Source organism: Lentilactobacillus otakiensis DSM 19908 = JCM 15040 (assembly GCF_001434145.1).
Lineage (GTDB): Bacteria > Bacillota > Bacilli > Lactobacillales > Lactobacillaceae > Lentilactobacillus > Lentilactobacillus otakiensis.
Genome location: NZ_AZED01000004.1, coordinates 43,449 through 55,669, shown reverse-complemented (window position 1 = coordinate 55,669; position 12,221 = coordinate 43,449). Strand labels below are relative to the sequence as shown.

Below are 12,221 nucleotides of genomic sequence, written 5' to 3'. Positions count from 1 at the left end.
CCTGCCAAAGTTGTCTTAGAAACCGCATCTCCCAGGTCTCGTCACACTCTGATTAAAATGTGTTCCACAAACCAGCTTCGTCCGCTTTATCTAATAACCAGCCTTCCCGCAAGAAACGCGGCAAAACTGGTTATTGGATAAATGCTCCGAAGCTACCCGGTTTGCTCCACACTCTCTACTTTTGAATTTTCTTCTCAATCTTAATCTTTCGGTCAGTCAGACTTTCGTCGGTAATTAACGGTGTGACATCACCCAAACTAATCAGGGTGAGTTGGTGCATTGCCCTGGTGATGATTGTATACAAGGTTCCCAACAGGCTTTCATCAGGATAATTTTTTTCAGATGTATCCCAGGCGATCACCGAATCAAATTCCAGTCCCTTTGCCAAATAAATTGGCAGCACCAAAATGCCTTTAGGCAAAGTTCTGTCTGCATCTTGAAGCAAAGTCACATCACCCAGCGAATACAATTTTTCGTACACTTGCTTGGCTTCCGTCATATTCTTAGTCAAAATGGCTACTGTAGCGTATTCTTTTCGCTGGTCAGTCACAATCTTATTGAGCTGTTTGATGCCATCGTCAAAGCCGGCAGCCAGGATTAATTCTGGAATGTCACCCGGTCGATTGAAAGCTTCGATGTCATCGCCGTTCGGCAAAATTGATTTCGCAAAACTCGTGATCGGAAGTGTCGACCGATATGACCGCATTAAGCTGATCAAACGTGATCGGCGAACGTGGAAAGCAGCATTTAATTTATCGAGGATTTCCTTTGGCTGCTCAACATCTTTGAAGAGGGCCTGTTCGCTATCGCCCAGCAGTGTCCACTTAGTCTGTGGGAATGCGTAACGCAGATATTTCAACTGGGCCACGGAGTAATCCTGCATTTCATCGACGAATAAATATTTCATGGTATTATTTTGACCGCTATTACACATATAGTCGCGCATGTACAACAATGGCGCACAATCATCCAACTTGATCGAATGAAATTCAATTGAGTGATTAAACTCATCGACGGATTGCTGCCATTGGGGTGTTTCAATGTTCTGTGGCAAATCGACAGTTTTCAAGAAGTCAGCATATTGCAGGTAGGCGTCAAAAAAGTTGTCATTAAAAATTGCATCGTAGACGACACGAAGTCGGTCATTGACAATCTTTCTGGCAATGTAGAACCGTTCAGCATCTTCGTTCTGGAATTCACCAAGTTCTTTACCTGCCAACAAGTCGTGATACTTTTCATTGCTGAGCTGATCGATTTCGTCATTTACCCAATCTGCTTTGGTTTCGGCGTCTATCCGTCGCTTGAGCCGCTTAATTAATTCGTTTTTGGTGTGGAGAAAGCGGTCATAAACCTTGGCAGCCTTGGGGAAACTATCAAAAATAGTTTGAATTTCCTTTTTACTAAAGAATGTTGATTCGTTAAAAATAATGTCACTAAAGAAAATTTGTGATGGCTGCAAATTATCACAGTATTCCTGAAGTTCATCCATGAACTTGGCGGACTCTTTAAATCCTCTGACGAGTTTTTGTTGGTCGGTTAGATCAACGTCGGTCTCATAGCGTTCAAATAAGCTTTGGACGTTGAGCCCTTTCAGACGATTATCGATGAACTCATCAAAGGTCACCTGGCGCATGTTGCGCTCACCCAAGCTGGGGAGGACTTCTGAGATATAGTGACTAAAGAGCTTGTTAGGCGAGAATAGAATAATTTGATCAGCTTCCAAAGTGTCACGACTGTGATATAGCAGAAAAGCGATGCGCTGTAAAATAGCGGAAGTTTTGCCAGACCCAGCGACTCCCTGCACAACCAATAAGTTGCTTCTGGTGTCTCGGATAATGTCGTTTTGTTCGTGCTGAATCGTTGCAACGATGTTTTGCATGTACTCATCGTTTTGTTCACCCAAGGCACTTTGGAGCATCTCATCGCCAACCGTTTCGTTGGTATCAAACATGTTACGGATTTGCCCGTCGACAATTTGGAATTGGCGTTTCTTTTTTAAATTAGTTTGTTGTTGGCCCATCGGCGTATCGTAAGCCACTTCACCTAGGGTGCCATTATAGTAGACACTGGAGATCGGTGCCCGCCAGTCGTACACCAGAAATTCGCCGTCCTCATTTTCAAATGACGCGATCCCGATATATAATTTCTCGGTTTCATCTTCATCTTCGTCTTGTATATCAATCCGACCAAAGTAGGGCGACTTCTTTAAGTCCTTCAAAGTCGAAAGCTGATTTTTTAAAATTGATTCGTTTTCGGTTAAACGAGAAACCAGTCCTCGTTGCTGCTGCAGTTCAGCACTGGTTTCAATTCTGTCGTCGACTTCAAAGTAGTTGACGGAGGTGTTATCGGAATAGGTTTGTTGAACCTTCTTGGTTTCGGCGTGGGCACGGTTTAATTCATCATCAGCGCTGATAATTTTCTTGTCGATTTTTTCAACAACCTTGTCCACACGTAACTGTTCGGTTTTCTTTTCGTTATTTTCCAAAAGGGTTCCTCCATTCGGATTCGGGTCGATTGTCAATTAAGAATGCTTCGACAATTTTAGTTGGTATTACAAGCGATGTCAATTGAGTTGTCCCTTCAAAATAATCTGAAAGGACTTTTCTGTTTTCGATTGAATTTCAAGCGTATACTTTTGGTGGAATGCTAACGAAATGAAAGGGATGGAAAAATGAAAATTCTAGACTTATTCAATTTAACTGAGCAGCAGCAAACCAAGCTGGCTGGCCTTGGAGATGTTCAAGTGATTGAACCTCAAGATCTCAATGACAACAATTCAAAAGAGATTGACGCCATTTATGGCTGGGACGCTCACGCAGAAGAGGTGTTGACGGCTTCTCCCAAGCTGAAATTTATACAATCAAACTCTGCCGGAGTAGATTATATGCCCTTAAGTGAATTTCAAAAGAAGGGCATCATTTTGGCAAACGTTAGCGGCATTCACGCAGAACCAATCAGCGAAACAGTCATTGCCTATGTTTTGTCGTTTGCCCGCGGTATTGTGACAACTGCCGCTGCCCGACCTGACAAAAGATGGGTTGGTGATCAGGTCCGAATGCAAAATTACACCTTAAAAAATCGCACAGCCGTGATTTTTGGGACTGGTCATATTGGTGAGGCGATTGCTGAGAAGCTGCAGTTTTTTGGCACCCGGACGGTCGGGGTCAGCCGGCATGGCAACCCCGTTGCCCATTTTGATGAGGTGGTGACAGATGACCAAGGGACTGATCGCGCCGCCAAAGCTGATTTTGTGATCAATATTATGCCACTAACACCCGCAACCAAGCACTTCTTCAACAAGGAATTCTTCGATGAGATGATCAACCACCCCGTCTTCATTAATGTTGGTCGTGGGCCTTCGGTAGATACGCAAGCCTTAATTGATGCCTTGGATCAATACAAATTAGCTGGTGCCGGACTGGATGTTTTTGAATCCGAACCCTTGGAAAAAAGTTCGCCCTTGTGGGAAATGGATAACGTTATTTTGACACCCCACATTTCTGGTGGTTTCCAGGAATATGGCGCTGAGGCCTTTGATATTTTGTATAAGAATTTGGCAAGCTTCATTCAAACCGGTGAGGTCGCTGTCAACAAGGTTGATCTCTCGGCGGGATATTAACCAAATCTTCTATCATTTTACGTTGAAACAGGGTTTACTTTTTAGCCGTTTATCAGTAAAATTAAATTGTTATTAAAAACTGAGTAGAATCGTCAATAACAGAGAGGCCGGTTAGCTGAAAACGACCACGACGAAACGAATTGGATATTAAATGGGTGACGCCCATATCGTCATGAGCGGTAACTTGATATTAGTTACAATTTAGGTGGTACCACGTATAAGCGTCCTATTGTTAAAGCAATAGGGCGTTTTTTGAAAGGATGGTTAGGATGACAAAGAAAATTATTTTGACAGGTGACAGACCTACAGGCAAGTTACATATTGGCCATTACGTTGGTTCATTAAAGAATCGGGTAGAATTACAAAATTCCGGTGACTACGAAACATTTATCATGATTGCGGATATGCAGGCGTTAACTGATAACGCACGGGATCCAGAAAAAATTCGTCACAGTTTGATCCAAGTTGCTTTGGATTATTTAGCTGTTGGCATTGATCCCAAGAAGTCGACAATTTTGGTTCAGTCACAGATTCCGGCCCTCCCAGAATTGACTCAGCACTACTCTAATTTGGTTACCGTTTCGCGATTGAACCGGAACCCAACTGTTAAGAATGAAATTAAGCAGAAAAAGTTTGGTCAAAGTGTCCCAGTTGGGTTTGCAATGTATCCAATCAGTCAAGCAGCCGACATTACTGCATTTAAAGCCACAACGGTGCCGGTCGGCGATGACCAAGAACCAATGTTGGAGCAGACCCGAGAGATTGTGCGGACCTTTAACTCCGTTTATAACGATGACATTCTGGTTGAACCGGAAGGCTACTTCCCACCTAAAGGGATGGGTCGGATTCCCGGCTTGGACGGCAATGCCAAAATGAGTAAATCATTAGGCAATGCGATTTACCTTGCTGATGACGAAGACACCATTCAAAAGAAAGTGATGTCAATGTACACCGATCCCAACCATATCCACGTGGAAGATCCTGGACAAGTTGAAGGCAACACGGTCTTCACCTACCTTGACATTTTTGATCCAGATAAGCAGAAGGTTCAAGATTTGAAGGATCAATACAGTCACGGTGGCCTTGGTGATGTTAAAATCAAGCGTTACCTGAACGATGTCCTTCAAGCAGAGCTCAAACCAATTCGTGAACGCCGTGAACAATACGCCAAGGATGAACAAGGCGTATACGACATTCTCAAAAAAGGCAGTGAACACGCCAACGAGGTTGCCAACCAGACCCTCAAAGAAGTTCGTGATGCAATTGGTATTAACTATTTTGACTAATATGTCCAGAAAGGGTGGCAGGGATGGAAAACCTTGTAATTTTGGATATTGGCTCAAATTCAGTCAGAATGGCAATTAACCAGATTACTGATGATGGCAGTTACCATGAAATCAAGCGGATTAAAAGCGATAGCAGACTATCTGAAGGCATGGGCAGAGGCAAGATTTTACAGCCCGCTGCCATGGAACGGACGATCCAGTCGCTCGCTAATTTTAAAAAAATCTATTCCCAATACCAAGCTAAGAAGGTCATTGGGATTGCGACTGCTGCGGTTCGTCAAGCTAAAAATCAGGCGAAATTTCTCAAAGCAGTCAAGGACAGAATTGGCATTTCGCTGCAAGTTCTCACGGGTAATCAGGAAGCCTATTATGATTACTTAGGTGTGATTAACCGACTCGGAATCAATAACTGTTTAATTTTGGACATTGGTGGGGCAAGTTGTGAGCTAATCCGAGTTAACAACGGCCAAAGTGCCAACCTTACCAGTATTCCGATTGGTGCGGTCAATATCACTGAAAGATATCATTTGAGTGATAACATTACTGGTGCCAATTTGTTTAACGCGCAATTTAACATTCGTAAAATATATTCAAAGATTGACTGGCTTAGCCGGGCTGCCCATCAGCCGTTAGTCCTTCTGGGTGGTGCCAATCGAACCTTGGCGAGAATTAACCGACGTCGGCAAAACATGGTCAGAATTGATGCTATTCATGGTTATCATTTAACTGCTGAACAGGTGAACCGAACCTATTTGAATTTGTTGAAGGGGAATGTGAACCGCCGACGAAAAATTCAAGGACTGGAGCATGACCGTGCTGACATTATTGTTGGTGGTTTGTTGCCCTTGATTGTTTTAATGGAAAAAATTGACGCCAAAAAAGTCTTATTTTCCGAAAGTGGTGTCCGTGAGGGGATCATTACAGAATATATTCAAAAAGAATATGGCACAGAGTAGAGCTGGCAATTGCACCAGCTTTTTGTGCCTCTAGCAGATTTATGGTGATATGATGGAAAATAAATGGGATCACTTTTATAAAAAAGGTTATGCACAAAGGTTGCAGCTCATTGCCGATTCGGTTGGATTGTCTGATGCGCAATTGCAATTAATTCATCAAAATGAGGACCACGCATCGGGTGAATTGGTTGAAAACAATTTAACCAGCTATCCACTGCCTGAAGGTGTCGTCACCGGACTGATTGTCAACGGCCGTCGTCATCTAGTGCCAATGGTCACTGAGGAGCCATCCGTCATTGCGGCGGCAAGTAACGGCGCCAAATTATTGTCGGCAGGTGAGGGGATTCACTGTGCAATTCCGGAGAAGCTGGTTAGTGGTCAAGTCATTGTCAAACACGCCGAAATTAAGGCAGTATCCAAGTTTGTCGAAACTAATCGGCAGCAGATTTTGAATATTGCCAATCAAAGCCATCCAAGTATTTTAAAGTATGGCAGGGGTGCCCAAAAAGTCGCAGTTCGAGAACTTTCGCCAACATTTTTATCAATTGATTTATCGGTTGATACCGGCGAGGCAATGGGTGCTAATATAATTAACACGATGCTAGAGGCAATTTCCAATTGGCTTTCAGATCAACTACATGTGGAAACAACGATGGCAATTCTAAGCAATTTTGCTGACGAAGAAGTCGTTGAAGTGACTGGTCAGGTTGCCGTTGACAAATTGGCAAGCAGGTCACTTGATGGCCGACAGGTTGCACAACGAATTGCTGATGCCAGCGAAGTTGCTCAGCTGGATGTTAAACGTGCCACAACCCATAACAAAGGGATTATGAACGGTGTTGATGCAGCGGTCATCGCTTTTGGCAACGACTGGCGGGCAGTGGAAAGTGCCGCTCATGCCTTTGCTGCCCGGCAAGGGCCGTACAAGGGTCTCAGCACTTGGCAGGTGGTCGGCGATCAACTAGTTGGTAAAATGGCCTTGCCAGTCCCAATCGGCTTTGTAGGAGGTGCCAGCAAGGTTCTGCCGCTAGTAGCAGTTAATCAGCAAATTGCCCAAATTCATCATTCTCAAGATGAGATGCAGGTGATTGCTGCAGTTGGCTTGGCCCAAAATTTAGCTGCATTAAAGGCGTTAGTCACCGATGGCATTCAAAAAGGTCACATGGCCTTACAATTAAAGTCGCTGGCCCTTTCAAATGGCGCAACTACGCAAGAATTGCCTGCAGTGCTTGCTCAGTTGAGACAAATTGCCAACCCCAATTCACAGACAGTTAAAGAGATTTTAAAAACAATCCGAAGATAGGAGATCATTATGGATAACAATATTGATATCGAATTAAATAAGGACGTCCACGGCCTGATTGATGCCGTGAACAATTTCTTTCCCGGTACAGTGACGGTAACCTTTATTGGTAAGCTTCAGTCAGGCTATGTTCGCCACGATCAAGCGCAGACCGTTCAAGATGGCAAAAACATCATTGTCCAAATTGCCGATTTAAGTGCCCCAGACTATACCGCCTCTCATGAGCTGCTGCATTTATTGATGGTTCTACGTGGTTTTCCTCAAGTCTTTTACTCACTCACAACTGGCGACGATACTTTGGATGAACAGTTGAAGATGATGGGAACCGAGCTTTACGATATTGTGTCACACTTTGTGGTGGTTTCTGAACAGCGAAAACACAATTTGATTAATGACGAAATCGAAGACATGTATCTTAAAGGCGTTTACGCAACTATCAAACCTGAACCAAAGCCGTTGGACGACCAAATGATGCTACGCTTAACGACTTTGTTGGATGCAATGGTCTTCTATGGTGATGGCATTGATAAGGTCGCTGACAAACTCAAGAAAGATTTCCCAATCTCATTTGAAGCTGCCGAAAAATTATACAAAGTGATTACTGAAAAGCCGACCGATTCACCGTTTGGCCTTCGTCGAAACGTTGTCAAACTATTTAAGGCGTTTGACGAACAGTTGAAGGATTGGGAGCTGCCGGCACTTCATAACACCGAATTTACAACGGTTACCAGCGTTCTTTCCGAGCGTCAGCTGGGATTGAAAGTCAAACAGTTATTTGAAATCTATCATTCCGATTTGATCGAAGTGAATAGCAACACTAAAGGCTACGTTGGCTTTAACCGGGTTGATGATCAAAATTCATTTGTCCTTGCCAATCCTAAAGGTAACCAGGATGATCCAGAATTTTTCAAAGGGGTGTATGACAAATCGGTTAAGCAATTGTTTGATGACCTGAAGATGCCTTACATCGTTCGTAAATAATGAACTTTTAAAGGAGGATTAAAATGATTGATGCTAAAATTCAAAGTGAATTTGATAACGCGAAAAGAATTGTTTTTCTAACTGGTGCAGGGGTTTCAACTGCGTCGGGAATTCCTGATTATCGTTCAAAAAACGGTTTGTATACTAATGACAAGACCGATAAGCCGGCCGAATACTATTTAAGTTCCGACTGTCTGCGTAATGAGCCAAAAGTGTTCTGGGAATATGAGAAGTCAAACATGTATTATCCCGACGCTAAGCCGAACGTGATCCATGAACGTCAGGCTCAATTTACGCAGCAACGGGATGCAACTGTCGTTACCCAAAATATTGATAGTCTGTACCGCAAGGCTGGCACTCAGAACTTGGTCGAATTTCACGGGAACCTTTATAAAGTCTATTGTCAAAAGTGCCACAAAACTGTCGATTACAAAGAATATCTGAAGAGTATGTATCATGAAAATTGCGGTGGCGTTTTGCGCCCCGACATTGTGTTGTATGGTGAAGGCCTTGATCCGGTTGCCATTTCCAAGAGTGTCGATGCGGTTTCCAAGGCTGATTTAATTGTTATTGTCGGAACGTCGATGCGGGTGTATCCGTTCGCCGGTCTGATTGATTATCGCTCTCAGAATGCTAAAGTGCTTGCAGTTAACGAAGAACAACTTCAATTCGGTTTTCCATTTACAATGGTGAAAGAAAATGCAGTTGATTTCTTCAAAGACTTAAAGGTCAATGCCTAGTCATCTGGGAGGTGGGATGATTGATTACAATTGGTTTGACCACGTTTTCGGATCATCCTTCACTGATTGATGGTGCCAAACGGAAGGTTCGCTTAACTGAATACAGTGGTTATTTTCCGGTTGTTGAATTGGATACGCCGTTTTATGCAATCCCCAAAGTCGAGGTTGTGGAAAATTGGCAAAAGCAGGTGCCTGACAACTTTCAATTTATCTTAAAAGCCAACCGGGTTATGACGATGCATGATCAAGGCAGTGCTGACCCGGTTGACAATGAGCAGCGGTTTGTGGAATTTAATAACTATAAACGCGCCGTTGCACCACTTATGACGACGGGGCAACTAAAGGCGGTGCTCTTCCAATTTCCACCATATTTTGCCAGAAGTATTGCGACCATTCAGTATTTGAGACGGATTAGTAATTTAATGGCAGGTTATCCGGTGGCCGTTGAGTTTCGGAATTCCACCTGGTATGGGGAAGAAATCACCCAAGATGTTGCCGGTTATCTTAAGGAACTGGGGATGACCATGGTGGCGGTCGACGAACCGCATACCACAAACGCGGGGGTACCGTTTGAGCCATTAGTTACTAATGATGATTTGGCATTGCTAAGGCTGCATGGTAGAAACGTGAAGGGTTGGACGGAACACTCGGCGGATTGGCGGGGTAAACGAACGCTTTATCGGTATTCGAAGGAAGAACTGGAAGAATTCCGCAAAGTGGTCGCTGATTTGGATGAGAAAGCCAAGGAGGTCTGCGTTATTTTCAACAATAACAGTGGCGGAGATGCGGCCGATAATGCTTTGCAGCTTAAAAAGATGCTGGGAATTGAATTTGGCGGTTTGTCGCCGGTGCAGATGGATTTGTTTTGAGTGCGACGAGACCCGGGAGATGCGGTTTCTAAGGCAACCTTGGTGGAAACCCAGGGCTTGGGTTTTTACCAAGGTTGCCTTAGAAGTTAGCATCTGGGTCATCGGAGCACGTTATGGCTAGGTAAATGTGAATCCCGGTTGTGAATTTAAATTCGGAGTAACTTATATGTTAGCGTCAGTTGCGTCGGAGCACGTTATGGCTAGGTAACAGTGATGAAACAACTCGAATTTTTGCCAAGTTGGCCTGAAAGCTTAACATCCGGGTCATCGCCGCATTCATAACACACCAAAAGAATCCAATTATAAAAAATTCAAAGCTGCCCACAAATCCAATTCACATCGCCATTCCCACAAATATTTGCTATACTGGATTGTAATATCTTCAAGAATAATTAAGCATGAAAAGAGGTACTTTCATGGCAGAAAGTAAGCCAACATTTTATATCACAACACCAATTTATTACCCGTCTGGAAAGTTACATATCGGCAATTCGTACACGACCATTGCGTGCGATGCTGAAGCGCGTTTCAAACGGGCCATGGGTTACGACGTCTTCTTCCTAACAGGAACAGATGAGCATGGACTTAAAATCGAACAAAAAGCAGAACAGTTGGGCATGTCACCTAAAGACTATGTCGATAAGATGGCCGCTTCAATCAAACAATTATGGAAAAAGTTGGAAATTTCCAACACCAAATTTATTCGGACTACCGATGATTATCATGAAAAGGCAGTTGCAGATATCTTCCAGAAATTACTTGATAAAGGCGATATTTACCTTGGTGAATATACTGGTTGGTATTCTGTATCTGATGAGGAGTACTTTACTGAAAGCCAACTTGCAGAAGTTTATCGTGACGAGAATGGTAAGGTAACTGGCGGAAAAGCGCCAAGTGGACATGAAGTTCAATTAGTTCATGAGCAGTCTTACTTCTTTAAGATGAGTAAGTATGCCGACTGGTTGTTGCAATACTACAAAGATCATCCTGATTTCATCCAGCCGGCAACTCGGATGAACGAAATGATCAAAAACTTTATCGAGCCTGGTTTGGAAGATTTGGCGGTTTCTCGGACTACCTTTACTTGGGGTGTCCCTGTCAAATCAGATCCTAAACACGTGGTTTACGTTTGGATCGATGCGCTGACCAACTATATCACCGCACTGGGCTACGATGGCAAGGATGACAGCAATTTCAAGAAGTATTGGCCAGCTAATGTTCAGATGGTTGGTAAAGAAATTGTTCGATTCCACACGATTTATTGGCCAATTATCTTGCATGCCCTGGGACTTCCATTGCCAAAGACTGTTTATGGGCACGGCTGGTTGCTGATGAAGGACGGCAAGATGTCCAAATCAAAGGGAAATGTGATTTACCCTGAGACATTGGTTGACCGTTATGGCTTGGATGCTTTGCGATACTATTTGTTGCGGGCAATGCCGTATGCTAATGACGGCTTGTTTACACCTGAAGACTTCATTGATCGGTTGAATTTTGACTTGGCCAACGACCTTGGAAACTTGTTAAACCGAACTGTTTCGATGATTAACAAATATGAGGATGGTGTGTTGCCGGCATACAAGGCTGGTGTAAATGATGCTGATAAAGAGTTGGAAGACACCGCTGAATCAGTTATTGCCAATTACAAGCAAATGATGAATGATTTACATTTCTCTGATGCACTGGCTGAAGCTTGGAAGTTGGTTGCTCAAACCAACAAATACATTGACCAAACCGAACCATGGAATCTGGCTAAGAATCCTGACGACAAAGACAAACTCGATGCCGTTATGTCACACTTGGCAGCCGGTTTACGGGTGATTGCTGAACTGATTAGCCCAGTCATGACTCACGCACCAAAAGAAATTTTCGCTCAACTAGGGATCAAGGAAGAAATCAACCTTGAAAACCTTCAATTTGCAGATGTTCCAGCAGGCGTTAAAGCTGTTGCCAAGGGGACACCAATTTTCCCACGAGTCGAAGTTGATGATGAAGTTGACTACATTAAGCAACAAATGACTAAGACTGACAAAGCCAAGGGACGCGCTGCGATGAAAGAGGCTGCAGAAGCTGATTTTGATCCAGAAGAAACCAATTTGAACTTAACTAAAAAGGAAGTTCGATTCGAGGCTTTTGAAAAGATTGAACTTAAGGTTGCTGAAATCAAAGACGTTAACCGAGTTGAGGGCGCAGACAAGTTGCTTCAATTCCGTTTGGACGCCGGCGACGATGGCGATCGCCAAATTCTCTCGGGCATCGCCGAGTGGTACCCTGATTACAAGAAGCTGGTTGGCAAAAAAGTCATTATTGTTTCCAACTTGAAACCGCGAAAGATGCGTGGCCAAGTCAGCCAAGGAATGCTGCTGTCAGTGGAACATAAAGACGGCAATGTTGAATTAGTGACTGTCGGTTCGCACTTGGAAAATGGGGTTACACTGGAATAAATTGTCGATTTGTGGCAAAGTAA

The 12,221-nt window shown here is 43.6% G+C and carries 9 protein-coding genes; 8 read left to right on the top strand and 1 reads right to left on the bottom strand.

Going from position 1 to position 12,221, the window contains the following annotated elements:
• Positions 1-175 precede the first annotated feature (175 nt).
• Positions 176-2,485 (bottom strand): RNA polymerase recycling motor HelD, encoded by a 2,310-nt coding sequence (helD, locus tag FD05_RS01570; RefSeq protein WP_020281945.1) that lies wholly within the window; start codon positions 2,483-2,485, stop codon positions 176-178.
• Between the two features lie 186 nt (positions 2,486-2,671).
• Between helD and FD05_RS01565 the strand changes: the two genes are divergently transcribed.
• The 8 genes from FD05_RS01565 (at position 2,672) to metG (ending at position 12,198) form a co-directional block, all read left to right on the top strand.
• Positions 2,672-3,619, top strand: coding sequence for an NAD(P)-dependent oxidoreductase (locus FD05_RS01565; RefSeq protein ID WP_020281946.1), 948 nt, complete (start codon positions 2,672-2,674; stop codon positions 3,617-3,619).
• Positions 3,620-3,888: 269 nt separating this feature from the next.
• On the top strand, positions 3,889-4,905 hold the full coding sequence (gene trpS / locus FD05_RS01560; RefSeq protein WP_020281947.1) for a tryptophan--tRNA ligase: 1,017 nt from the start codon (positions 3,889-3,891) through the stop codon (positions 4,903-4,905).
• A gap of 23 nt (positions 4,906-4,928) precedes the next feature.
• Positions 4,929-5,861 carry a Ppx/GppA family phosphatase gene (locus tag FD05_RS01555; protein WP_020281948.1) on the top strand — a complete coding sequence of 311 codons (933 nt, stop codon included), beginning with the start codon at positions 4,929-4,931 and terminating at the stop codon, positions 5,859-5,861.
• 52 nt (positions 5,862-5,913) lie between these two features.
• Positions 5,914-7,164 (top strand): hydroxymethylglutaryl-CoA reductase, degradative, encoded by a 1,251-nt coding sequence (locus tag FD05_RS01550; RefSeq protein WP_020281949.1) that lies wholly within the window; start codon positions 5,914-5,916, stop codon positions 7,162-7,164.
• A 9-nt stretch (positions 7,165-7,173) separates the two neighbouring features.
• Positions 7,174-8,145 carry a hypothetical protein gene (locus tag FD05_RS01545; protein ID WP_020281950.1) on the top strand — a complete coding sequence of 324 codons (972 nt, stop codon included), beginning with the start codon at positions 7,174-7,176 and terminating at the stop codon, positions 8,143-8,145.
• Between the two features lie 23 nt (positions 8,146-8,168).
• Positions 8,169-8,885: an NAD-dependent protein deacylase gene (locus FD05_RS01540; protein ID WP_020281951.1), complete on the top strand. Its 717-nt coding sequence runs from the start codon at positions 8,169-8,171 to the stop codon at positions 8,883-8,885.
• Between the two features lie 20 nt (positions 8,886-8,905).
• A complete protein-coding gene (locus tag FD05_RS01535) occupies positions 8,906-9,754 on the top strand; it encodes a DUF72 domain-containing protein (protein WP_020281952.1) in 849 nt (282 codons plus the stop codon).
• A 416-nt stretch (positions 9,755-10,170) separates the two neighbouring features.
• Entirely contained in the window at positions 10,171-12,198 is a 2,028-nt protein-coding gene (gene metG, locus FD05_RS01530; RefSeq protein ID WP_039933301.1) for a methionine--tRNA ligase, read from the top strand.
• The last annotated feature ends 23 nt before the right edge of the window (positions 12,199-12,221 follow it).

Coding starts and splice junctions, on each gene's coding strand:
- trpS (WP_020281947.1), top strand. CDS start 3,889: ATGACAAAGAAAATTATTTTGACAGGTGACAGACCTACAGGCAAGTTA.
- FD05_RS01545 (WP_020281950.1), top strand. CDS start 7,174: ATGGATAACAATATTGATATCGAATTAAATAAGGACGTCCACGGCCTG.
- metG (WP_039933301.1), top strand. CDS start 10,171: ATGGCAGAAAGTAAGCCAACATTTTATATCACAACACCAATTTATTAC.
- FD05_RS01565 (WP_020281946.1), top strand. CDS start 2,672: ATGAAAATTCTAGACTTATTCAATTTAACTGAGCAGCAGCAAACCAAG.
- FD05_RS01550 (WP_020281949.1), top strand. CDS start 5,914: ATGGAAAATAAATGGGATCACTTTTATAAAAAAGGTTATGCACAAAGG.
- FD05_RS01555 (WP_020281948.1), top strand. CDS start 4,929: ATGGAAAACCTTGTAATTTTGGATATTGGCTCAAATTCAGTCAGAATG.
- FD05_RS01540 (WP_020281951.1), top strand. CDS start 8,169: ATGATTGATGCTAAAATTCAAAGTGAATTTGATAACGCGAAAAGAATT.